This window comes from Corallococcus sp. AB018 (assembly GCF_003986945.1).
GTDB lineage: Bacteria > Myxococcota > Myxococcia > Myxococcales > Myxococcaceae > Corallococcus > Corallococcus exiguus.
In genome coordinates this window covers 11,925-35,379 of the sequence record NZ_RAWR01000043.1, presented here as the reverse complement: position 1 = coordinate 35,379, position 23,455 = coordinate 11,925, and the positions used below count along the sequence as shown (strand labels likewise).

Annotated in this window: 19 protein-coding genes; 9 read left to right on the top strand and 10 right to left on the bottom strand. The window is 69.8% G+C overall.

What is annotated here, in order from left to right; genetic code table 11:
• The first annotated feature begins 20 nt into the window (after positions 1–20).
• Both D7Y11_RS11835 and D7Y11_RS11830 read left to right on the top strand, forming a co-directional pair.
• Entirely contained in the window at positions 21–1,109 is a 1,089-nt protein-coding gene (locus D7Y11_RS11835) for an alkene reductase (RefSeq protein WP_120578989.1), read from the top strand.
• 20 nt (positions 1,110–1,129) lie between these two features.
• Positions 1,130–1,993, top strand: a complete 864-nt coding sequence (locus D7Y11_RS11830; protein ID WP_121754922.1) for a pirin family protein — start codon at positions 1,130–1,132, stop codon at positions 1,991–1,993.
• A 21-nt stretch (positions 1,994–2,014) separates the two neighbouring features.
• Here D7Y11_RS11830 and D7Y11_RS11825 read toward each other — a convergent pair whose 3' ends face one another.
• Positions 2,015–2,389 carry a DUF962 domain-containing protein gene (locus D7Y11_RS11825; RefSeq protein WP_120578987.1) on the bottom strand — a complete coding sequence of 125 codons (375 nt, stop codon included), beginning with the start codon at positions 2,387–2,389 and terminating at the stop codon, positions 2,015–2,017.
• A 219-nt stretch (positions 2,390–2,608) separates the two neighbouring features.
• Between D7Y11_RS11825 and D7Y11_RS11820 the strand changes: the two genes are divergently transcribed.
• The 3 genes from D7Y11_RS11820 to D7Y11_RS11810 are packed head-to-tail and all read left to right on the top strand — an operon-like array spanning position 2,609 to position 5,113.
• Positions 2,609–3,679, top strand: coding sequence for a hypothetical protein (locus tag D7Y11_RS11820; protein ID WP_167547781.1), 1,071 nt, complete (start codon positions 2,609–2,611; stop codon positions 3,677–3,679).
• A 5-nt stretch (positions 3,680–3,684) separates the two neighbouring features.
• Positions 3,685–4,818, top strand: a complete 1,134-nt coding sequence (locus D7Y11_RS11815; RefSeq protein WP_121754920.1) for a hypothetical protein — start codon at positions 3,685–3,687, stop codon at positions 4,816–4,818.
• A 58-nt stretch (positions 4,819–4,876) separates the two neighbouring features.
• A complete protein-coding gene (locus tag D7Y11_RS11810) occupies positions 4,877–5,113 on the top strand; it encodes a hypothetical protein (protein ID WP_121754919.1) in 237 nt (78 codons plus the stop codon).
• Here D7Y11_RS11810 and D7Y11_RS11805 read toward each other — a convergent pair.
• A complete protein-coding gene (locus tag D7Y11_RS11805) occupies positions 5,094–5,864 on the bottom strand; it encodes a bifunctional 2-polyprenyl-6-hydroxyphenol methylase/3-demethylubiquinol 3-O-methyltransferase UbiG (RefSeq protein WP_120578983.1) in 771 nt (256 codons plus the stop codon). The two genes, D7Y11_RS11810 and D7Y11_RS11805, sit on opposite strands and share 20 nt — an antisense overlap.
• 227 nt (positions 5,865–6,091) lie before the next feature.
• Here D7Y11_RS11805 and ptsP point away from each other — a divergent pair, with 227 nt between their 5' ends.
• Positions 6,092–8,587: a phosphoenolpyruvate--protein phosphotransferase gene (ptsP, locus tag D7Y11_RS11800; protein WP_126933743.1), complete on the top strand. Its 2,496-nt coding sequence runs from the start codon at positions 6,092–6,094 to the stop codon at positions 8,585–8,587.
• Positions 8,584–9,540 carry a 1-phosphofructokinase gene (gene pfkB / locus D7Y11_RS11795; RefSeq protein ID WP_126933742.1) on the top strand — a complete coding sequence of 319 codons (957 nt, stop codon included), beginning with the start codon at positions 8,584–8,586 and terminating at the stop codon, positions 9,538–9,540. Before ptsP ends, pfkB begins: the two co-directional genes overlap by 4 nt.
• A 138-nt stretch (positions 9,541–9,678) precedes the next feature.
• Here pfkB and D7Y11_RS11790 read toward each other — a convergent pair whose 3' ends face one another.
• Entirely contained in the window at positions 9,679–10,137 is a 459-nt protein-coding gene (locus D7Y11_RS11790) for a thioesterase family protein (protein ID WP_120578994.1), read from the bottom strand.
• A gap of 310 nt (positions 10,138–10,447) precedes the next feature.
• Between D7Y11_RS11790 and D7Y11_RS11785 the strand changes: the two genes are divergently transcribed.
• On the top strand, positions 10,448–12,136 hold the full coding sequence (locus D7Y11_RS11785) for a metallophosphoesterase (protein WP_121754903.1): 1,689 nt from the start codon (positions 10,448–10,450) through the stop codon (positions 12,134–12,136).
• A gap of 46 nt (positions 12,137–12,182) precedes the next feature.
• Here D7Y11_RS11785 and D7Y11_RS11780 read toward each other — a convergent pair whose 3' ends face one another.
• Both D7Y11_RS11780 and D7Y11_RS11775 read right to left on the bottom strand, forming a co-directional pair.
• Positions 12,183–13,010: a hypothetical protein gene (locus D7Y11_RS11780; RefSeq protein WP_120578596.1), complete on the bottom strand. Its 828-nt coding sequence runs from the start codon at positions 13,008–13,010 to the stop codon at positions 12,183–12,185.
• A gap of 158 nt (positions 13,011–13,168) precedes the next feature.
• Positions 13,169–14,455, bottom strand: coding sequence for a DUF4032 domain-containing protein (locus tag D7Y11_RS11775; protein WP_120578597.1), 1,287 nt, complete (start codon positions 14,453–14,455; stop codon positions 13,169–13,171).
• 90 nt (positions 14,456–14,545) lie between these two features.
• Here D7Y11_RS11775 and D7Y11_RS11770 point away from each other — a divergent pair, with 90 nt between their 5' ends.
• Entirely contained in the window at positions 14,546–16,210 is a 1,665-nt protein-coding gene (locus tag D7Y11_RS11770; RefSeq protein WP_126933741.1) for an alpha-amylase family glycosyl hydrolase, read from the top strand.
• Here the strand turns inward: D7Y11_RS11770 and D7Y11_RS11765 are convergent.
• The 5 genes from D7Y11_RS11765 to D7Y11_RS11745 form a co-directional block, all read right to left on the bottom strand.
• The gene (locus tag D7Y11_RS11765) at positions 16,207–17,451 is read right to left on the bottom strand and encodes a DUF1629 domain-containing protein (protein ID WP_120578594.1); all 1,245 of its coding nucleotides are present in this window, start codon (positions 17,449–17,451) and stop codon (positions 16,207–16,209) included. The genes D7Y11_RS11770 and D7Y11_RS11765 overlap by 4 nt on opposite strands.
• Positions 17,452–17,472: 21 nt before the next feature.
• On the bottom strand, positions 17,473–18,834 hold the full coding sequence (locus D7Y11_RS11760; protein ID WP_126933740.1) for an AHH domain-containing protein: 1,362 nt from the start codon (positions 18,832–18,834) through the stop codon (positions 17,473–17,475).
• Between the two features lie 81 nt (positions 18,835–18,915).
• Positions 18,916–19,992, bottom strand: coding sequence for a glucodextranase DOMON-like domain-containing protein (locus D7Y11_RS11755; RefSeq protein WP_126933739.1), 1,077 nt, complete (start codon positions 19,990–19,992; stop codon positions 18,916–18,918).
• Positions 19,993–20,136: 144 nt separating this feature from the next.
• Positions 20,137–22,338, bottom strand: coding sequence for a hypothetical protein (locus tag D7Y11_RS11750; RefSeq protein WP_120578591.1), 2,202 nt, complete (start codon positions 22,336–22,338; stop codon positions 20,137–20,139).
• Positions 22,339–22,480: 142 nt separating this feature from the next.
• Positions 22,481–23,446, bottom strand: a complete 966-nt coding sequence (locus D7Y11_RS11745) for a glucodextranase DOMON-like domain-containing protein (protein ID WP_120578590.1) — start codon at positions 23,444–23,446, stop codon at positions 22,481–22,483.
• Positions 23,447–23,455 lie beyond the last annotated feature (9 nt).

Below are 23,455 nucleotides of genomic sequence, written 5' to 3'. Positions count from 1 at the left end.
GCCTGGAGCATTCAACGGCCATGGCAAATACACTCAAGCTCCTCTCCCCTCTCCGCCTGGGCCGGCTCGAACTGAAGAACCGGCTGGTGATGGCCCCCATGACCCGCAGCCGGGCGCTGGTGGACGGCAACGTCCCCAACCCGCTGGCGGTGACCTATTACGAGCAGCGGGCGTCCGCGGGCCTCATCGTCACCGAGGGCACCCAGGTCAGCCCCCAGGGCGTCGGGTACATCCGCACGCCGGGCATCCACTCGCCAGAGCAGGTGGCGGGCTGGAAGAAGGTGACGGACGCGGTCCACGCGGCGGGCGGGCTCATCTTCGCGCAGCTGTGGCACGTGGGGCGCGTCTCGCACCCGGACTTCCACGGGGGCGAATTGCCGGTGGCGCCCTCCGCGATTCCGGTTGAGCAGGAGGTCTTCACGTTCCAGGGCAAGAAGCGCGCGGTGACGCCCCGGGCCCTGGAGACGCATGAGATTCCCGGCGTCGTCGAGCAGTTCCGCCAGGCCGCTCGCAACGCGAAGGAGGCCGGCTTCGACGGCGCGGAGCTGCACGGCAGCAACGGCTACCTGTTGGACCAGTTCCTGCGGGACGGCTCCAACCAGCGCACGGACGCGTACGGCGGCAGCATCGAGAACCGGGCGCGCCTCCCGCTGGAGGCGGCGCGGGCGGTGGCGGAGGTGTTCGGCGCGGACCGCGTGGGCTACCGGCTCTTCCCGCAGAACTTCCCGTACACGGGCATGCACGACTCCACGCCCACGGAGACCTTCACGTATCTGGCCCGCGAGTTGGGCAAGCTGGGCCTGGGCTACCTGCACGTGACCGAGCTCGTCACGGGCCCCGCCGCTCCGGCGCCCGAGCAGCGCATCACTCCGGCGATCCGCAAGGCCTTCCCGGGCGTCATCATCGCCAACGGGGGCTACGACGCGCAGGCCGGTGAAGCGGTCATCGAGCGCGGCGAGGCGGACCTCGTGGCGTACGGCGTGCCGTTCCTCGCGAACCCGGACCTGCCGGAGCGCTTCCGCCGGTCCGCCCCGCTCAACACGCCGGACGCGTCGACCTTCTTCCAGGGCGAGGAGCAGGGCTTCACGAGCTACCCGGCGCTGAGCTGAACCGAAAGGAGGGAACCGTCATGAGCACGCAGCGAATGGATGTCCTGGAGCGAAGGCTGGCGCGGATCATCGACCTGCCCGAGCCCACACAGGGGCAGTTCGGGCCCGCGCACACGGTGGTGCCGGTCATCTCACCGGAGGACTACGCGCGGTCGGATCCGTTCATCCTGTTGATGGATGACCGCATCGACGGCAAGCCCATTGGCGGGCCGCATCCGCACGCGGGCTTCGAGACGGTGACCCTCGTGGTGAAGGGCGGGATGACCCACGACAGCGGCAGCCTGGGCGAAGGCGACGTGCAGTGGATGACGGCCGGCAGTGGCGTCATCCACGGCGAGGGCCTGGAGGGCGACCTGGGCCAGGCTCGCATCCTCCAGCTCTGGCTCACCCTGCCCAAGGCGCAGCGCTGGGTGCCCGCGGGCTACCAGGACCTGCCGTACGCGGAGCTTCCGGTGCGGCGCGAGCCGGGCGTGGAGGTGCGGCTGTACAGCGGCACGTCGGGGACGGTGCGGTCAGCGACGAAGAACTATGTGCCCGTCACGCTGGCGGAGCTCCAGTTGGAGCCGGGTGCGTCCATCGCGCAGGACCTGCCCGCTTCGTACAACGGCTTCTTCTACGTGCTGGAGGGTGAGGTCGCGGTGGGGCCGGACCGCCAGGCGCTGAAGCCCGGGCAGGTGGGCTGGCTGGACCGGCCGGTGTCGAGCGGAGACAGCACGGTCCACGTCACCGGGACGACGCGGGCGCGAGTGCTGCTGTACGCCGGTCAACCGCAGCGCGAGCCGCTGGTGAGCCACGGGCCGTTCATCGGGGACACCCAGGAGGACATCATGAGGTCCTTCGCGGGGTACCGCGCGGGCCGCTTCGGTCCTCCACCGCAGAGGTAGTGGACCGAGGCTTCGCGAACGTCAGCGGCTTTCGACGGGGGCCGGCGCCAGGGTGGCGGCGGCCGTCACGCCAGAGTTCGCGCGCTCCAGGTGCGGACCCAGCTGGCCCATCAGCATCAGCCCGGCCATGCGGAAGTCGGAGATGAACGACCAGAGCGGGTACTTGAAGGTCGCGGGGCGGTTGTGCTCGATCTTGAAGTGGCTGGCCCACGCGAAGCCGTAGGCGCACACCAGGGCGGCGGGAATCAGCGCGCCGCGTCCGGTGACGGCGGCGGTGATACCCAGGCCCACGCCCAGGCTGGTGCCGGCGAGGTGCAGCCAGCGTGTCGACGCATGCGAATGCTCGCGCAGGTAGAACGGCCAGAACTCGGCATAGGTCTGGATGCGGTCGGACATGAAGTGAAGTTGTGTCCAGCTGCCCGCCTCTCGTCAACCCATGCGGGCCACCTTCGTGCCTGCACCGACGCAACCCGGACGGGGCCGAGGGCAGGAGAGCAGCCAGGCGGTCCCCGACGCGGCCCGTCGTTTTCGGACGGACCGGGAACAATCCGGTGAGGACGGCCCTGACGGAGGGAGGCGCGAACCGCGCGTGTCGTGAAAGACTCGGGGGCGCGCATGAGTGACTGGACGCCCAAGCTGAACCCGACGGTGGACCTGCGGCGGCTCCCGCTGAACGCGGAGGAGGGCTTCGTGCTGTCGCGGCTGGATGGCCACACGCGCGAGAAGGACCTGCCCGCCCTGACAGGGTTCCCGCCAGACAAGCTGCGGGACATCCTCGCGAGGCTGGTGTCCCAGGGAGCGCTGCTGCCGGGCACGGAGGTCGCGAGTCCCGTGAACACGGTGCGACCGCCGGAAGCTCCGGCCCCGTTCACGGATCATCCCGCGCCGTCGCTCGACGCGAGCGACACGGAGCCGCTGCCGGAAGCGGAGTCCTCGGACGGCGCCGACGACGATGACGCCGGTGCCACGGACGACGTGCCGGAGACGGTGCAGGGCGACTACCGCAAGCTCTTCGAGACGCGGCTGCACGCGCTGCCGGAAGACCAGCGGGTGGCGCTCGCGCATGGGGCGGAGGACCCGGAGCTGTCCGCGCTGTGCTTCGACCCGGTGCCCGCCGTCATCAAGGCCGTGCTGGAGAACTCGCGAGTGGGCCTCGCGCACGCACGGCTCATCGCGAGGCACCACCGCAACCCCGTGGGCCTGGAGGCGCTGGTGGCCCGAGCCGCCTTCGCCGCGGACACAGGCGTGCGCCGCTTCCTCGTGCGCAACCCACAGCTGCCGGCCGCCCTCTTCCGCCGCCTGTGGGCGATGCGCCGCCTGATGGAGCACCACAAGCTCACGGTGGACCGGGACGTACCGGAGCAGACCCGCCGCACCGCGCGCGAGCTCCTGCGCCAGCGCTTCTCCACCGGCCCGTCCGAGGAGAAGGTGGAGCTCATCCTCAACACGGAAGGCCGGGCCCTGGGCGCGCTCGTGGGCATGCCGGTGGACGGCAAGACGACGTCGCTCTTGTGCGGACGCACGTACCGCTCGCCCATGCTGGTGCAGAACATCGCGCGCTGGAGCGCCGCGCCGCCCGCGCTCATCGCACACCTGCTCAAGCAGGAGCTGGTCCGCCGTCAGCCCCAGCTGCGCATGATGCTCGCGCGCCACCCCAACGCCCCCGCGGACGCGAAGCGCGCCTGAGCCTCATGCCCCACGCCGAAGCCAGGGTCGTCCGCGAGTTGAAGCACCACCTGCTCAAGCACGGGCTGCGCAGGTCGCGCGTCCTGCACCTGCTGGTGGATGCGCATCCTTCGTATGTCCGCAGCCCGTTCGCCCGGGAGCTGGAGCCCATGACGCGGCTCACGCTGGAGGGCACCCGGCCGGACATCCTGTGCAGCGTGGCGCGGCCCGAGGGCGTCCTCGTCACGGGCATCGAGGTGAAGGCCTCTGAAAGGGATTGGGTCCAGGGCCTGGGCCTGGCGCACAGCTACCGCGCGGGCGTCCATCACGCGTACCTCGCGCTGCCGGCCTCCGCCGCCGACCTCCGCGCCCCCACCCTGGCGCAGGCGCGGAGCATCGGGGTCGGCATCCTCGCCCGGGACGCGAAGCACTGGGTAGAGGTCATTCCCCCCGCGGACCCCACCCCACTGCCTCGCGCCGTCAGCCAGGCCTCGTCGCTGCTCGAAGGCGTCCCCGCCGCGCGCAGCCTCCAGCTCAACCATCCCCTCAACTACCTCGCGGCCGCGTTCCTCGCGGACCGGGGTGCTCCTTCCGGAGCGCTGCTGAAGTCGCTCGCCGCGCACTGGAAGGACCTGGGGAGCGACAGCTCCCGGCGCCACGCGGCCACGGGCGCCAACACGCTCGGGCTGCTGGACCTGGACTGGAAGCCCACGCTCGAAGGCCGCACCGTGGCGGACCTCCTGTCCGCGCTCCAGTTCGACCCCGACACCCGCTACGACAAGCGCAAGCGCCTGCTGGACGTGCACGCGGCCTTCGCCGCCGTGGCGCGCTTCGTCCTCATCCGGCAGCCCGCGGTGCGCCTCATCCACCGGACCCTCACGGACCACGGCGGAAGCCTCACGCTGCCGGAGCTGGCCGTGGCGGCGGGCCATGACGACCCGGCGCTGGCGACAGCCCTCTTCCTCGCGGACCCCTCCGGAACGCTGAAGCCCGGGCTCCGGGGGCCGGACATCAACCCGTCCACCGTCTTCAAACTCAAACAGAACCTCTGGCACGCGGGCCTGCTCGACACCAAGGCCCACGGCACCGCCGGAAAGGACGCCCGCGCCTACCGGCCCGCTGAAGACATCTGGGCCCTGCCTCGCGACAAGGCCTCTTGACTACAACTGTAGCCATGGCATACCGCTCCTGACTACAACTGTCGTCACGAGGGATGCCATGGACAGGTCGTCAGCTCCGCCCCAGGAGTCGAAGCCGCTCCCGTCGTTCGCCCGGGAAGGGCTGGGCTGGCTGTTAGCCCTGCACCTCCTGCTCGCGTTGATGCCGTCCCTGCACCTGATGGAGACGCTGCAAGCCGGGGCACACAAGGCCCGCGTGTGGTGGAAGGTCGCGGACACCGTGCGCCGTCACGGGGCGCCGCTCCTCCCTGTCATGCTCAGGGCTTCCGCGCGGTGATGAGCGGCTGGTTGAAGCCCGTCTCCTCCGGCGTGTACCAGCGCGGATCCACCAGGCCCGCACGGGTGAGCGCCTGCTCCAGCTCCACGGGTTGCAGCAGGCGGTAGACGCCGGTGTGCTCGGTGGTGTGCCAGATGCCGGACTCCTGGCGCAGGATGAACTGGCGCACCGTGTACTGCCTTTCATCCACCGCCCAATCCCAGACCTGGAAGAGCACGCGGCGGCCCAGCGGCGTGTCCAGCACGCGCTCCGCCGTGAAGCGCGGCCGCTTCTCCAGCAGCGCCGAGTGGTCGCGCAGACTCGCCACCAGCAGACCTCCAGGCACCAGGCGTGACGCCATCGCGGTCGCGGCGTCGTCCAGGTCCGAGTCCTCCAACAGGTGCGCCATCGCGTTGTCGCACGACATCACCACGTGGAAGGTGCCCGGCACCTGCCAGTCCAGCATCCGCATGTCCGCCACGCCGGTGGTGATGCTCACGTGCATGGCGCGCGCTTCCCGCTCCGCGCGCGCCACCGCGGAGGGACTCAGGTCCGTGGCGTGCACGGAATAACCCCGCGCCGCCAGCCCCAGCGCCTGCGTGCCGATGCCGCACGCGCAGTCCAGCACCCGGCGCGGCGGCGGCGCCCCCGAGCGGCGCAGGAGCGCGTCCAGCACCGCGCCCTGCCGGTCCACCGACTGCTCCCAGTCCGCGAAGAGCAGGTGGTACTCCTCGGCCAGCCCTTCGTAGAAGTCCAGGACGCTGTCAGACATGACTGCCTTCCCTTTAACACCCCCATGCGGGCCGTCACGCGCATGGACGCCGGACGTCGCCTGTCCGTCATGTCGGAGCCACGTTGGGGCCGGGAGGTCTTCTCTTCTGGGAGCTGTTACCCGGAAGACGGGGCTCGGGAGGCCCGCGCGGGCAGGGGCGGACACCGGGCAGGATGCACCGTCATTCCCCGCGTGAAGCTCGCGCGCACCCGAGGCAAGGAGCACCGATGCTGTCGCTGACGCCGTCACAGGTCCGCCTGGGATGGTCCGCCACGAACAAGGCGGAGGCCATCCGCCTGGTCGGACAGGTGATGGTGGAGTCCGGCTTCATCTCGCCCGGCTACGTCGACAGCATGCTCAAGCGCGAGCAGGTGTCCGCCACGTTCCTCGGCCACGGCATCGCCATTCCGCACGGCCTGCCGGAGGCGCGCCACCTCGTGCTCCAGACGGGCGTCGTCGTGGTGCAGTTCCCCTCCGGCGTCGTCTGGAGCGAGGACGCCCATGCGCACCTCGTGGTGGGCATCGCGGCGAGGTCCGACGAACACCTCCAGGTGCTCGCCAACCTCACCGGCGTGCTGGACGACGAGGCCCGGGCCGTGGCCCTGGCCTCCACCCTGGACGCGGCCGCCATCATCCAGGCGCTCCAAGGCCCCGTCGCTCCGCTGGAGCAGCCAGCGGCTCCCGTGTTCGAGGGCCTCTCGCTCCAGGTCCTGTCCCCGTCACCGCACGGCCTGCACGCGCGTCCCGCCACCATGGTGGTGGAGGTGGTGCGCCGCTTCCATGCGGACGTCACCGTCCACCACGAGGGGCGGCAGGCGAACGCCCGCAGCCTCCTGTCGTTGCTGCGCCTGGGCGCCCGGGGCGGCTCGACGCTGACGCTCACCTCGGCGGGGGACGACGCGGCGGCGGTGCTCCTCGCCTTGCAGGAGGCCTTCGACGTCGGCCTGGGCGAGGGCCCGCTCGCCGCTCGCGCGCTGGCACCGGAGCCCGTGCCCTCCGCCGTGCTCGACTACGAGGGGACGCTGGTCGCGGGCCTGTCCGCGTCGCCGGGCATCACGGCCGGGCCCGTGTGGGCCTTCCAACGCGAACGGCTGGAGGTGGAGGAGCGGGCCGCCGACGCCGCGCGGGAACACCAGTTGCTGGAGGCGGCCCTGGCCGGAGCGGCGGCGGAGTTGCGCCAGCTGCACGAAGGCTTCCTCCAGAAGGCCGGAGCGCAGCGGGCCGCCATCTTCAAGGCGCACCTGGAGCTGCTCGACGACCCGGAGATGCTGAGCGAGTCGCACGGCCTCATCGACACCGGCCTGAGCGCGGGCGAGTCCTGGCGCCGCGTCTTCGAGAACCGCGCGGAGGCGCTGGCCGCTCTGGAGGAACCGGTGCTGGCCGCGCGGGCCGCCGACCTGCGGGACGTGGGCCGGCGCGTGCTGCGGCCCCTGGCCCGGGTGCTGGAGGGCGAGCCCACCTTCCCGGAGCATCCGGTGGTGCTGCTGGCGGAGGACCTGGCGCCGTCTGACACCGCGAAGCTGGACCCCGCCATGGTGCTGGGCCTGTGCACGGCGGGCGGCGGCACCACGTCGCACACGGCCATCATCGCGCGCTCGTTGGACCTGCCGGCGGTGGTGGCGGTGGGGCCGTCGGTGCTGGACCTGCGCAACGGGCAACACTGCATCCTGGACGGCGACGCGGGCGTGCTCGTCGTGGGCCCTTCGGCGCGGGACCGGGCCAGGGCCGCGCACCAGCGCGAGCGGATCCGCACACGGCGCGAGGCGGAGAAGCTGGAGCGCTACCGGCCCGCCATCACGCTCGACGGAAGGCGCGTGGAGGTGGCCGCGAACATCAGCGAGGCCGCGGACGCGGGCAAGGCCGTGAACGCGGGCGGCGAGGGCGTGGGCCTGATGCGCACGGAGTTCCTCTTCCTCGACCGTGACGAACCGCCCGGAGAGGAGGAGCAGCTCCACGCGTATCTCACGATGGTGCGCGCGCTGAACGGCCTGCCGCTCATCCTGCGCACGCTGGACATCGGCGGGGACAAGCACGTGCCATATCTGTCGCTGCCGGCGGAGGCGAACCCGTTCCTGGGCGTGCGCGGCATCCGGCTGTGCTTCGAACGGGAGGACCTGTTCCGCACACAGCTGCGCGCCATCCTGCGCGCGTCGATGGAGGGCCCGGTCCGCATCATGTATCCCATGGTGGCGATGCCCGAGGAGCTGGCGAAGGCGCGCGCCATCACCGAGTCCGTGCGCCGCGAAGTGGGCGCGGATCCGGTGGAGACGGGCATCATGGTGGAAGTGCCTTCGGCGGTGATGATGGCGGAGCAGCTGGCGCGGGACGTGTCGTTCTTCTCCATCGGGACCAACGACCTGACGCAATACCTGCTGGCCATGGACCGGCAGCACCCGGTGCTCGCGTCCCAGGCGGACGGCCTGCACCCGGCGGTGTTGCGCATGGTGGACCTCACGGTGAAGGCGGCGAAGAAGGCGGGCATCTGGGTGGGCGCGTGCGGCGGCATCGCGGGAGACCCGTCCGGCGCGGTGGTGCTGTCCGGCCTGGGCGTCACGGAGTTGAGCGTGGCCATCCCCAGCATCCCGGCGGTGAAGGCGCTGCTGAGGGGCATCTCCATGGCGGACGCGGAAGACGTGGCCCGGGCCGCGCTGGAGTGCGGCAACGTCGCCGAGGTGCGGGGGCTGGTGCGCGGCCTGCTGGCCCGGAAGGGAGCGAAGGCGTGAGGCCGACGAAGCCGGGCGTGGTGACGGTCACGTTGAACGCGGCCATCGACCAGACGCTGGAGTGTCCGGGGTTCACGGCGGGCGCGGTGAACCGCGTGGTGGCGGAGACGCGCACGCCGGGAGGCAAGGGCATCAACGTGGCGGCGTTCCTCGCGGGAGGCACGCGTCCGGTGACGGCCACGGGCTTCCTGGGCGAGGACACGGTGCCGTTGTTCGAGACGCTGTTCCGCGAGCGAGGCATCCAGGACCGCTGCCTCCGGCTGCCGGGCTCCAGCCGCGTGAACATCAAGGTCGTGGACCGCACGAGCGGCGCGGTGACGGACCTCAACCTGCCGGGCCTGCGCGTGCCGGAGGAGGCATTGGCCGCGCTGCTGGAGACGCTGGATGCGCTCGCGGAGGACAACGGCTGCTTCGTGCTGTCCGGCAGCGTGCCCGCGGGAGTGCCCGCGTCCATCTACGCCACGCTGACGGAGCGCCTGCGAGCGAAGGGCGCGGTGGTGGCGGTGGACACGAGCGGAGCACCGCTGCGCCACGCGGTGGCCGCGAAGCCGGACGTCGTGAAGCCGAACGCGCGCGAACTGGAAGAACTGGTCGAACGCCCCCTGAGGAACGCGGGCGACATCGCTCGAGCCGCACGCGAGCTGCACGCGACAGGCATCGGGTTGGTGGTGGTGTCGCTGGGAGCGGACGGCGCCCTGTTCGTGTCGGACGACGGCGCCTGGCGGGCCCTGCCGCCCCCCGTGGAGGTGGCGAGCACGGTGGGCGCGGGCGACGCGCTGCTCGCAGGAGTCCTGGCGGCGAGGCTGGACGGCCACGACCTGGAGACCTGCGCCCGGAGGAGCACGGCCTTCGCGGCGGGGAAGCTCGCGAAGGTGGGCCCGGTGCCACCCGCACCCGAGCGCGTGGCGGCGCTGCTCTGCGCGGTGCGGATGCACCCGCTGGGCACGGGCTGATCAACAGCCGCGAGGCCGGTGCACCCGGAAGGTGGTGCCCGCTTCCTCGGTGGACACCCCGACCACCGCACCGCCGTGCGCGCGGAAGGTCACGCTGTTGGACTCGGGGACGGGCCCGACGACCGCCCCTCCGCACGCTCAGTCCAACCGTCCCTCCAGCTTCTCGATGGCCGCCCGCACCCCGGGAGGAACCGGGACCTTCTCATGCGTGGCGTAGCGCAGCGTCACGACGATGGAACCGCCGCGCGTGTAGAGCACCCCGTCGTCCGCGCCCGCCACCACGTGCTCGAAGGTGATGGAGGAATTGCCCACGCGCGTGACGCGCGCGCCCGCCACCAGGTTCACCGGGAACACCACCGGCTTGAGGTAGTCCGCGTGCGTGTTCGCCAGGATGGGCCCCACCCCGTCCGCGGTCGTCGTGTCCGCGCCCGCGGCGGACGGCCCCACCAATCCAACGCGAGCCATGTACGCGATGCGCGCGGACTCGAACCAGGTGAACGTGCGGGCGTTGTTGACGTGCCCGTACGCGTCCATCTCGCTCCAGTGCACGGGGAAGGGCACGACGACGGGGAAGTCCTTCAGGGCGGCGCTCGACATGGCCCCCAGGGTCGCAGGGACCATCCCGCCAGGGAACGGAAACCACGCCTGCCTGCCCTCCAGGAGTCCCGTACAGGCATGCTAAGCCAGGGGTCCATGGCTCTCCGGTCCACGCTGGCGCCGCCCGCCGCCCCGTCCCCTTCCTCCGCCGTCCCGGGTCCTCGCGATGGCCGGTGAGCCCACGCGGCCCGAGGAGGACAGCCGCTACGACCCGCCCGAGCCCTGGGAAGAGCCGGGCCCCACGCCCCCGCCGCACCTGGTGCGCGAGCGGGGCACCGCCACCGCCACCCGGCCCCAGAAGCACGCGGACATGGTGCGCTGGCTGCACCCCGGGCAGGTGCTGCGCACGGGCCTGGACGCGGTGGTGGCCACGGTGTTCGGCGCGCGCGCGGACCACCGGCTCATCGAAGCGGTGGTGCGGCCGCAGCAGCCCTACTTCGACTATTCGGAGGAGTCCGGCGCGGACGGCGACTTCTGGCTCGACTACGTCTCCGACATCGGCGACGGCTGGGACTCCACCTACGCGGTGGCGCGCCTGCTGGCGCTGCCGGAGCTGCGGCTCCCAGAAGAGGACGGCAAGACCGCGCACATCACGCCCCGAGGCCGCGTGCTGGTGTTCGGCGGGGACGAGGTCTACCCCGGCGCCAGCCGCGAGACGTACGAGGAGCGCACGGTGCAGCCCTACGAGGCCGCCATGCGCCGCTCACAGGCGCCCCACCCGGACCTGTTCGTCATCCCGGGCAACCACGACTGGTACGACGGCCTGTCCGCCTTCATGCGGCTGTTCTGCGCGCAGCGGTGGCTGGCCGGACGCCGCACGCGGCAGAGCCGCAGCTACTTCGCGCTGAAGCTGCCGAAGAACTGGTGGCTCATCGGCACGGACGTGCAGCTCAACAGCGACATCGACGTGCCCCAGGTGGAGTACTTCCGCCACGTCGCGGAGCAGATGGGCCCCGACGACCGCGTCATCCTCTGCAACGCGGAGCCCGCGTGGGTGCTGGCGGCCGCGGCCCGGCGCCACAAGGGCAGCTACCTGGAGAACAACCTGGAGTACCTGGAGGAGAAGGTGCTCGGGCGGCGCATCGCCGTGTTCCTCGCGGGCGACCTGCACCACTACCGCCGGCACGAGGACGAAACCGGCCAGCACCGCATCACCGCGGGCGGAGGCGGCGCCTTCATGCACCCCACGCACGCGCCGGCGGCGCCCGTGCTGCGAGATGGCTCCACGCTGCGCAAGAGCTTCCCGACCGAGGACACGTCCCGGAAGCTCGCGCGCAAGAACCTGTTCCTCATCCGCTACAGCCCGCTGTTCGGGCTCATCACCGGCCTGTGGTACCTGCTGCTCGCGCTGGCGGCCTACGCGGAGGTGGGCTCGCTGGGCATCTCCCGTCTGCCGGAGGTGGTGACGGCGGTGGCCAACAGCATGGTCAACCGGCCGTGGACGCTCATCCTCGGGATGGTGACGATGGGAGGACTCGCGGGGCTGGCGGACGCGGCGCTGGGGAAATGGCGCGCGCTCATGGGCGGCCTGCACGGCGTGGCGCACATCGTGGCGGCGTTCTTCATCGCCTGGGGAGCCACGTACTTCACGGTGAGCCAGCTGGGCGTGTGTCCGGTGTTGTCACCGGATGGCGCGCACTGCGCGGACGGCTGGCTGCACCTGGCGGGCAAGTTCTTCTTCTCCTGCGCGTTCACCTTCGTGGGCGGCTTCCTCGTGGGCCCGTTCATCACCGGCCTGTACCTCTGGCTGAGCGTGAACTTCTTCGGCGCGCACTCCAACGAGGCCTTCGGGTCGCTCGCGCTGCCGGACTTCAAGAACTTCCTGCGCATGCGCATTGGCAAGGACGGGGCGCTGACCATCTACCCCGTGGGCCTGGAGCGCGTGCCGCGCAAGTGGAAGCCCACCGGAGCGGGGCCCATGTCGCCCGCGTTCGACCCGGACGACCCGAACGCCACCGAGCCGTTCCTCATCGAGCCGCCCATCCGCGTCTGCCGCTGACGCCCTCCCGCCGGACGCATGGCGGGAGGACATCCGGGACAGCGGGTTACCGGGACACGGTCTCGTTGGAGAGCGACACCGTCTTCGCCGTGCTCTGCACGAGCACCTGGTCGATGCCCTGGGCGCCCTCACTCGGCGCGTCGGAGATCAGCACCAGCTGATCCCCCACGACGATCCGCGGAGCCGCCTTGGCGGTGTCACCCACGGAGAAGGCGCCAAAGGGCGACTGGAACGAGAAGTCGAGGTAGGGATACTTGCCGTTGCTGAGCACCCATTCCTCCTGGTGCACGCTGCCGATGCACGGGACCCTGCAGTAGGCGCAGTCGATGGGTCCGCCCACACACAGCTTCATGCACGCCTTGTAGGTCAGGGTGGTGCAGGTCTTCTTGCCGAATCCCGCGATGGACCTGGCCCCCACGGAGCCGCTGGAAATTCCGCTCACGGAGGCCACGAGCTGGCCCTCGCGGAACACCATCGCCGAGTAGGTGGTCGGCTTGCCGTTCGCGTCCACGAAGCTCGCCGCGAACTCCTGCCCTTCAGACGTGTCCGTGACGACGGAGGCGGCGACCACCTTGCCGTCCGAGATGACCGTCTTGACGGTCGTCTCCCGGGCCTCGCCGGAGGGCTCGTGGGCCAGCCCCGCGCTCCAGCCCTTGGCCTGCGCGGTGTCCACGGCCACGCCGTCCTTGCCAGACGTGTCAGCGGACTGGACGAGCAGCTCCTTGCCGTCCACCACCAGCTTCGCGGCGCCCACGGCACAGTGCTTCATCCCGGAGAACTGGACACAGTCCTCCGCCTGGGCCTGCGCGAGCGGAAGGGCCAGGGCGAACAAGGTGGCAAGACCGGAGTGGGCAAGACGGCGGAACAGACGCATGGGGGGGCTCCTGACAGGTTCCGGGGGAAATCCCAGAAAGACGGCCAGCGCCCGTATTCACCCGCTATGCCAATGATTCTCCGTGCAGGAGCCCGGTCCCCACACCGAATGTGTGGCATTGGGAGTCACAGCCCCAGTCCGTCCTGTGACCCGAGGGGTTACAGGTCCTCGGAGTCCCGTGACGCGTCCTCCAGGAGCGGCGCGATGCCGGGCTGCTTGAGGGTAAGCGTCACGTAGTCCTGCACGGCGGCGTCCAGGCCCACGTCGCGCTTCGCGCGCTCGGACAGGAACCACTTGTGCTCCAGCACCTGGCAGTAGAGCTCCGCGGTGTCGGCCGCGCGGCCCAGGTCCTTCTGGAGGCGTGACAGCGTGGGGTGGTAGCGCTCGTCCAGCCAGCGGAACGCGGCCACGCTCAGGGGCACGCTGCGGTCCATCTTGCGAGTGAGCGTGGCCTTCATCTCCTGCATCTCGTTGAGCAGCAGGCTCGCCTGGCGCTCCTCGGCGACGATGCCGGTGAGCGAGTGCAGCTGGTGCCGGTGGTACTCGCGGTCCGTGACGATGGTGCGCATGCGCAGCTGGCTGCCCTGCCCGCTCGCCAGCAGCTCCACCTCGCCCACGGAGAAGCCCAGGTCGTTGAGCGTGCGGATCCGCTCGTGGATGCGGTAGCTCTCGTGCGGTTGGAGAATGAGCTCGCGGTTGATTTCGGCCCACAGCCGCTCGTAGCGCTGGCGGATGCTCGCGGCCGTCTCCTGCCACGCCTCCAGCTCCTGGGGCAACTCCTCCGCCAGCTCCACGCGAGCGGCCAGGTCCGCCAGGCCGCCAGCGATGTTCTCCTCCATGATCTGGAGGTCCATCTCCCGCTGGCCGGCGGAGAGCTGCTCGTGCAATTCGGACGTCTCCGCGTCCACCGCGTATGCCTGCAGCTCGCCCGCGTCGCGGCGGAAGAGCACGTTGGACAGCGAGCAGTCGCCCCAGAAGAACCCGCCCAGGTGCAGCCGCACCAGCAGGCCCGCCATCGCGTCCAGGAGCCGCGACCGGTAGCGCTCCAATCCCTGTTGCATGAACAGCGCGCGGTACGGCAGCGACGACGCGAGGTACTGGGTGATCAGCAGTCCAGGCCTGTCCCCGGGCGAGACCTCCAGCCCCTCCTCCGTCTGGACCGCCAGCCCCACGGGGCACACCGATGGCAACCGGCGCTCCTCCAGGCCGCGCAGCAGGTCGTACTCGCGCTGCGCCACGCGCGCGGGCGTCTCCTTGAAGGCGTAGATGGTGGCGCCGTAGCTGACGAACACCACCACGTGCCGGGACAGACCGCGCGGCACCTCCACCACGCGTGGTGAACGCTCCGTCCACGCCTCCAGCGGCAGCTCCCAAGGAAGGTCGAGGAAGTCCGGGTGCCCCTGCCGGATATGCAGGGAATGAAGGCGGCGAGCAGGGTGAGACATGTTGGCCACAAGCCTACCGTCCGGGTGAGCGCGCTTCATCCAGGCGGTGCGCTGGCCCGCGTGGAACGTTCGCTGTTAGAGGAAGAAGCCATGCGACCCCTCCGCGGACTCTCCCTCTGCAGCGCGGCCCTGCTGTCGGCCTGCGCCGGTTCCTCGCCTACGCCCGGGCCGACTCCCTCCGCGCCTGGAAGCATCACGCTCGCCGCGCCCGCGGGAGACGCGTGGTACCGGGGCGCGGTGTTCTACGAGGTGTTCGTCCGCAGCTTCCAGGACTCCAACGGAGACGGAGTGGGAGACCTGCCGGGACTCATCTCGCGGCTGGACTACCTGAACGACGGCAACCCGGCGACGACGGACGACCTGGGCGTGGACGCGCTGTGGTTGATGCCGGTGTTCGCATCGCCCAGCTACCACGGCTACGACGTGACGGATTACGAGCGCATCCAGACGGCGTACGGCTCGCTGGAGGACCTGCAGCGGCTGTGTGACGAGGCGCACCGCCGGGGCATGCGCGTCATCCTCGACTTCGTCATCAACCACACCGGTTCGACGCATCCGTGGTTCGTGGACTCGTCGTCCTCGGCACAGTCGGCGAAGCGCGATTGGTATCAGTGGCGAGCGAGCGACCCGGGCTGGAAGCAGCCCTGGGACATCTACTCGCAGACCAGCACGTGGCACCGGCAGGACAGCGGTTGGTACTACGGCGCCTTCTGGGGCGGCATGCCGGACCTGAACCTGCAGACGCCCGCGGTGCGCGAAGAGGTGAAGCGCCTGGCGACGCTGTGGCTCCAGCGCGGCGTGGACGGCTTCCGGCTGGATGCCGCGCGCTACCTCATCGAGACGGGCGGCGGCGCGGGGCAGGCGGACACGCCGGAGACGCACGCGTTCTGGAAGGAGTTCTCCGCGCACGTGCGTTCGGTGAAGCCGGATGCGGTGCTGGTGGGCGAGGCCTGGAGCGAGACGCCGTCGGTGGGGAAGTACTACGGCTCCACGGCGACAGTGCCGGGCGGGGACGAGCTGCCGCTCAACTTCAACTTCCCCATGTCCGCGAGGGTGCTTGAAGGCATCAACGCGGGCAACGGCGGAGGCGTGGCGGCGAAGCTGTTGGAGATGAAGAACAACTATCCGGCCGGCGTGGCGGACGCGCCCTTCCTCACCAACCACGACCAGGTGCGGCTGGCGACTCAGTTCGCCAACGACGGGGCGAAGCTGGGGCTGGCGGCGGCGGTGCTGCTGACGCTGCCGGGAGCGCCGTTCCTCTACTACGGCGAAGAGGTGGGCCTGGGGAACGGCAACGCCAACAACGACGAGTCCAAGCGCACGCCGATGCCCTGGAGCGGCGCGGCGGGCGCGGGCTTCACGACGGGCTCGCCCTGGTACGCGTTCTCCAGCGGAAGGGAGACGGCGAACGTGGAGGCGCAGCGGAGCAACCCGGGGTCGCTGTTGTCGCGCTATCGCTCGCTCATCCACGCGCGCCAGGGTTCGGAGGCGCTGCGCAACGGAGGCCTGCGGCTGTTCACGGCGACGACGGGGCTGTCGCGCACGCTCGCGTTCGTGAGGACGCTGGACGACGAGCAGGTGCTGGTGGTCCACAACTTCTCCACCTCGCAGGAGTCGGTGGGACCGTTCGACGTGGAGGCCACGACAGCGGAGCCACTGTTCGTGGACCCCGGAGTGACGCAGCTCTCGGGAGGCACGGGAGCATGGAAGGCCAGCATCCCGGCGCGCTCCACGGGCATCTGGCGGCTGCGCTAGCTGACGACAGGCTGACGCCACGAGCGGGAGAAATGGGTTTCTCCCGCGGCCTTGAAGCGGCGGATGAGCTCCGCCGCCGCGCCCTTGCCCTGGCGGAGCAGCCATTTCAGCTCCGCGGGCATCAGCACCTTCACGGTGAGGAGCCGGACCTCGCCCCCGGGAAGCGTGAAGCGAGAGGGCAGCGAATCCGTCTCCATGCCGATGAGCACGGCCACACGACCCTCGGGAGTGAGGAGGGTTTCGGGCATGCCCACGCCGTCGACCTCCATGGACAGCGTGCCGTTGGCCAGGGAGACACGGAGCTTCTCGAACTCAGCGACCTCGTAGGCGACACGTTCGAGGAGATGCGCAGGCCAGCTCTTCCACACCTCCCCGAGCGGCTCCGGCGTCTCGATGGCGAGCTCCAGTCCAAAGCCAGCCGTGGGCCGGTCCAGGATGTCGTTGAACGGATCGGACAAGCCGTCTGTGACGATGAGAATGCCGCCGTCAGGGCGTCGCATGGCCGTCCACCACTGCCGTTCGCCGGGCCATGGGCCGCCAACGACCGGAGGAATGTAGAAGTCGTCCGACATGGTGCCGAGCCCGCGCCACACGGATGCGCGAGCGTAGCGAGCCTGATCCCACAATTCGCCGCGCCTCTTCGTCTCCGCGCGCCGAACAGGGTCGAAGGTCGTCGGCCCTGTGACTGCTTCGAACTTCGCGCCCGTGATGCCCGCGCGCTCCATCGCGTCCTTGATGTCCTCGGAGACGATAAGGGAGACATCCCATTCCGAGGGGCGGAATACCTTCGCATCGCCCACCTTCGACGGGTCAATGCGCATGCCGTAGATGGACCTGAGGGTGCCGACCTTCTCCGGAATCCCATCCTCTTCGGTCCAGAAGTAGGCCTCTTCGGCAGCCTCGGTATCGACGCACGGAATGGTGCGGAGGGCATTGAGGATGAAGTACGGCCCTGCGTGGGAGTCGACCTTGACGGGGATCAATTCCACGTCGTTCGGAGCCAACTCCTGAAAAAGAGCCGCGAGCTTCGCGTTGATGACCGGAGTACCGAACGCCGCATGTGAGTAGTCACGGGATTCCCCCTCCAGGTCCAACGGAAGCCGAATCGGGTCCTTGAAGTGCGCGGGTTCTCCACCCGTGAACTGCCAGGGATCGTCGAGCTCGCGCCCTTGGAGGTCGAGCGGATGCCCCAGGCACCAGAATCCTTCCGCGACATCCGCATAAAGGTCGAAGTATTCCATGGTCCTCACGGGCTTCCCGCATCACTCAAGGCCAGTCACCCACCGATTCATGATGCTTTCTTTTCTGGTGATTTGACTGGCAAGACGTCTCAACTCATCGGTCAGCAGAGCCCTGCATTGCGCCATGCTGCGGCACTGGTTCGTTGCTCGGGAAAGGGACCTCAATACCCACTGGTGGTATGCCTCTGGATGCGGGCCTCTGTGTCCCGGGACGCGAACCTTGTTCGCGGGATCATCAAGCGACATCCCGGCCTTGTCGAAGATCTTCTGGAACTGGGGAGACCACGGGCCACCCCGGTTCGTGGCACTCCACCACTTGTTGGAAGCGATGTGGTGCTCATGTCCGCCCGCATCCGCGCCACTCGCGACGGGACTCTTCTCATCCCGAGCAGACATGGCCACCGCGTTCGGCGCCAGCACCAGGGTGACAACGCCCTCGGAGGACACGGCAGCGGACTCCACCTGCGCCGCCGCACCCAGCCGGAAGCCACCCATCTCCGCGGCCACCAGCGAGGCCTGCCCTGAGCCCGGGAGCGTGGCGACCTTCGCCGCGAACGTCTCCGCCGTGCTGCCCACCGCCGCCAGCGCCAGCATCACGAACGCCCGCGCTGCGTTCTTCCCCATCACCTCCCCGTACTCCTCCCCCGCGTCGCGAAGCTCATCGAACGTCCGAGCGACACGCGCCTGCTCGGACAACTCGAGCCATCCCTGGATGAGGTTCCACACCGTGTCGATGCCCAGGTAGGCGATGAGCACTACCGTCATCGTCGCCGCGATGCCCTTCGACACGGGCTCGGGCATCAACCAAAGCGCCAGGTAGACCGTTCCGGTCGCGACAATGGTCGTGAGCACCGCCCGCGGGTCCGTCATCCCCACCAGCGCTTCCGACGTCTCCTCCCACACCGAGTCCAACGCGATGGCGAACGCCAGCGAACGCCGCCCATCCTCATCCAGCGTGCGGCTGCCTTCCAGCAACTGAAGACAGTCCCCCGGTGTCTGCTTGCGCTGGCACCACCGCCCATAAGCGCTCGCCAGCTCCCGGCCGTCATCCTCCACCAGCAGCCGGGCACGAGGAGTCTCCTCCACGGAGACCAGCCCCAATCGCCCGCGCACATGCGCATAGGACTTCGAGGAGAACGTCCCCGCGAACAGCCGATACGCATCCTCACGATGACGCGGGGACACCGGCGCATCCTCCGCCAGCGTCCGCACCGCCTCCGTGAACACATCCCCGTCCAACTCCACGGGCTCGACATCCGCCCGAGGCACATGGACGACCGGGGCACCCTGCCCCGTCTTCAGCCGGACGCCACGCGTCGCTGAACACCCCGTGCCCAGCAGCACCAGCAGCACCACGACCGCCCAGCTCCGGCACGAAGACATGGATGCCTCCAAAGCACCCATCCTCGGCCGCGCGGACTCACCGCAACCAGGACCTCCCGCGCACAGCGCGAGAACCGGCCGTCACGGGGCGGGCGACGAAGGACCCACGACCCCGGCGTCCTCGGCCATGGCTCCCGCATCCGGCGCGTCCACCGTCACACCGGCGTCCTCCACCATGCCCGCCGTCGCCGGAGCCACGGCCTTCCCCGACGGCACCACCGCGCTCCACGCCGGCCTCGAAGCTCCCAGCACCTCCTCCTGCGTCGTCCCCTGCGCCACCAGCAGGTCCACCACCGGAGACTGCGAGGGGTCTCCCTTGCGCCCACCACCGAAGCGGTCACCCGACGGCGGCTCCCCGGGCACGATGCCCATCGCCATCAGCCGCGGGTTCGCGTTCGTGTCCCCACCAAACATCCCGCCCAGCGCCACGCGCCGCTCGATGGTCGCGCCCGTCACCGCCACGCCGTAGCCCCAGTCCGCGCTCGCATGTCCGCCCAGGAAGCGGTCCGGCACCCGGAACACCACCGTGCGCCCGCTCACCTGGATGAGGGTGGGGAAGAACACCCGCGCCTCCAGTTCCTGCTCCGTGGCCGCGTTCAGCTCCGCCTCCACCTTGCCGCCAATCCCTCCGGACTTCTTCTCGTACGCATCCAGCGCCGCCTGCCGCCAGGTCTTGCGCAGTGCCTCACGCGCCTCATAGGGACGCGGCGTCAGCACCACCGCCTTCTCCCACCCTGAGTCCTCCGCCAGCGTGAGCCCACGCCCCGGCAGCGTGTCCGTGCGCCCGGAGCCGGGCACCCGGTCCTGGTCCACGTACAGGTCCACGTTGAACGTGTAGAAGCCGTGCCGGGCCCGCTCCGCGACCGTCGCGCCCTCCAGGTCCACCGCCTGCGCGCGCGAGGGCTTCGCGATGGGGTGCGCGAACGTCACCTCGAACCGGGTCGCCTCGTCGTCCGCGAACGCCGCCACCGACACCACGTCCAAATCGCCGCGCCCCAGGTCCGTCCGGCGCGGATACAGCAGCTCGCCGTCGCCGTGGTCATCCCCCACTGGATCCGTCAGCCGGAACAGCAGCGCGTCCTCGCGCGTCTTGCCGCCGGAACACGCGGCCAGGGAGGAGGCGAGCAGGAGCGCGGACACGCGAGAGCACACGAACATGGAAGAGCACCTCAAACGGAGGAAACGCCCGTCAGGTGTACCGCGCGGTGCCCCAAACGCAAGGAGCCCGGAGTGCCTTCACAGGCGCCCCGGGCTCGCTCTCTCGTCAACCTCGTGCCCCGCCCGAAGCGGAGCGCGCGGTGACTAGAACTGCGCCTTCATGAACGCCTTGACGCGCATCTGCTCGAAGTTGCGCTCTTCCAGGCTGTTCCAGCCCTTGTTGCGGTTGACGAAACCGCGCGAACCCACCGCCACGTTGTGGTCGGCCGCGATGGTGTCGTCCGCGTACTGCACCACGAAGCCGTCGCCAAAGTCCGGGCGGAACGAGCCGAACGCGTACTGGCCCTCCAGGCCGAACTCCACGCCAGACAGGATGTAGCGCGCCTTCACCAGCACCTGGTTCTTGTTGTGCTTGCCGGACGCCATCTCGTGGTTGTTGTACGCCTGGAACGCCGTGTTGCCGTCCAGCAGATCCGCGAAGAACTTGGAGTAGCTGGCGGACACGTACAGGTCGTCCGTGAACTGGTAGCCCGCGCCGGCCGTGAACGTCGTGTAGTCCAGCAGGCGGTCGTCGTCCGCGATGTTGTCGAACGGCTTGAACTCGTAGCCCGTGTCACCCTGGCTGTTCGTGATGACGTCCGGGTTGCGGTAGAGGTCGGCGGTGCTGTTGCCCGGGCTGTACTCTTGGCGGAGCGAGTTGTCGCACGCCACGCCGCCGCCCACGCACGAGCCGGACGCGTACGGCAGGAAGCGCGGGTCGTTCAGGCGCTTGTCCGTCTCGTGGATGTACTTGAACTTGCCGAACACATCGATGCCCTTCAGCACGTCGACCACGTACTTGGCGCGCAGCGCGACCAGGTGCGTCTTCTTGTCCTGGAAGGGCTGGTAGGCCGTGCGGAAGTTGTGGCCCACGCCAGAGTCCAGCTCCGTGCCGGGGAACTGGCTGTCGCCCAGCGCCCGGTCCGCGTTGCCGTACGCCTGCCAGTTGGTGTTGTAGGTGATGAACGAGTACTCGCCACCCACCTCCAGCGCGCCGTTCGCATAGACCGGGTTCGCCGTCACGCCCTTCCAACCGATGGCCGTCTCCGCCATGGGCTCGTCGAAGTCCGTGAAGTCGTTGTCCACGTTGAGCGTGGCGACCTGCTGGGCCTCGCTCGTCCAGCCGCCGTAGCCGATGCGGGTGGGGTTGCCCTTGTAGATGCCGTAGGACGCGTTGGACGGGCCGGGGAACGCGAAGCTGCCGTCGTGGCCCTCCGTGAGGAGCACGTCCGCCTCGCGGCGGCTGGCCATGACCGCCATGTACTCCGCGCCAATGCTGAACAGCTGCAGGTTCAGCGACAGGCCCACGTCCAGCGGGTCGTTGAGGGACGCATTCAGCATGTACGTCTGGTCGGTGTGATGGCCGGCCAGCACCGGGCTGTAGCCGCCCACGCCGAAGCTCTTCGGCGACAGCACCGGGTCCGCGTTGGAGTACGACGTGTACGCGGCGCCGCGCACGTCCAGCCACGAGCCCATGTGCAGGGCCGCCTTCAGACCGCCCACGCCGTTGCGGTAGCGCGGCGTCAGGTCACGGCCGTCGTCCAGGTTGGTGTCCTCCGGGTTGATCTCCTGGTCGTTCGCGTACTGGAAGATGCCGCCCACGTCGAAGAGCTCGTTCGGGGTGACCTTCGCCTGGAAGCCGTACGCCGCGTCACGCGCGTGGAAGGCGCCCGTGCTGAAGTTCGGGCCGGCCCAGAGGCGGGGCAGCGAGATGCGCGCCGCGTCCCACGTGAGCTTCCGGTCGAAGTTGGAGCCCTGCAGCAGGATGGCCGCCGCGTTGTCGCGGTCGATGTAACGGACGCGGCCGATGACGAACGGGTCGAACTGGCCCAGGTCCGTCGCGCCGATGAGCGCCGAGTCGATGAGGTAGCCCGGACGCAGCGTCACGGACATGCCACGCAGCTTGATGTACTGGTTGGAGCGCGGGTCGAACTCGCCGCAGTCGCCCGCGGTGCAGTCCGGCGTCGGCGGGTTCCGGCCACCGAAGCCGCCGAAGTTCGTCCAGAAGTTCTGGTTGAAGCGGCTGTGGATGCGGCCGTTGACCTCCACCTGCGGAGAGATCTTCGCGTTCAGCAGGAGCTCCAGCTCCGTGCCGATGCCGTTGTCGCCGTAGCCTTCACCGGGCACCGTGGTGAAGTTGTACAGCGCGCCCTGGTCGCGCTGCGTGCCCCAGAGGTACTTCGTATAGGTCGTGCCACCAATGGTGAGCTTGGGGCCGCTGTCCTGCGCCATGGCCGCCCCAGGAATGAGGCCGGCCGCCACGGTGAGCGCACACGCTCCCCGCACCACGTTCTTGCGATTCTTCATGATGTCCGGAAAACCCTTCTCGAAAGCTTTTGAACCAGAGGGGGGTCATCCCCTCTCCCGGGCCGCCGCGGGACCTCCGCGGCAGCCCTCCCCGTGTTGCATCAAACCTTGAAACGGACTGTTTTGAACAGTCCGCCGCCGGCTACTTCGTCGGCGTGGCCGTCGTCGGCGCCGGAGCGACCGTCGTTCCAGCCGGAGCGGCCGGCGTGGGCGCCGGAGCCGGGGCCGGAGCCGCGGGCGCCGCCTCGGGAGCCGGGGCCGGAGCCGCCGCCGCGACACCCTGCGCCGCCGGGCGCTTCTCGCCGGAGACCATCTTCAGCGTGGCCTTCTTCGTCGCGGAACCGTCACCCGCGCACTCGTACGCGAGCATTTCGTACTGCGCCTTGATTTCAGAGCTGTCGCCCTTGCCCTGGCCCGCGAGCACGTCAATCACGTGCGGATCGCAGTTGAAGTCGGAGCCGCCGCCGAAGCGGTGCTGGCCCTCGTACTCGTTGACGCGGCGGGTGAGCAGGTCGTTGTCCGCGGGGAAGCCCTCGTTGGACTGCATCACGACCTGGTAGCCCCACGTGGAGGGGTTACCGGCGCCCAGGTCGGAGTTCATGACCGTGGCGGTGATCTTGTTGCCGGAGGCGCGCACCTTGGTGGGCACCACGACGGCGCCCTTCATCGCGCCGGCCTTGTTGTTGGCCTCCGCGCGCACGCGCGACGAGCCCTGCGGCGAGATGATGATGACCTTGTCCCACGCGTCTTCCGGCGCGAAGGAGACGTTCAGGCCCGGGGGGCTGTCCGTGAAGCCGCTGCCGACCTTGTGGTCCGTGTCGATGAAGATGAAGACCTCCTGCACGGAGAAGCCGTCCGCCATCTTCCAGGGGTTCTCCAGCGACGCCTTCAGCTGGATCTCCACGTCCGTCTTGTTGCCGCCCTGGTCCAGCTTGAAGCCGGTCAGGTCGAACGAGCCCGGCTTGTACACGGGGTCCGTCGGGTAGGTGTACTTGCCCGGGCCCTTGTCGTCGCCGGTGGGATCCTTGAACTGCACCTTGTCGGCCAGGGCCGGCGCCGCGGACAGGGAAGCGGCCAGGGTGAGGACTGCGATGCGGGGGTTGATCATGGGGGTGCT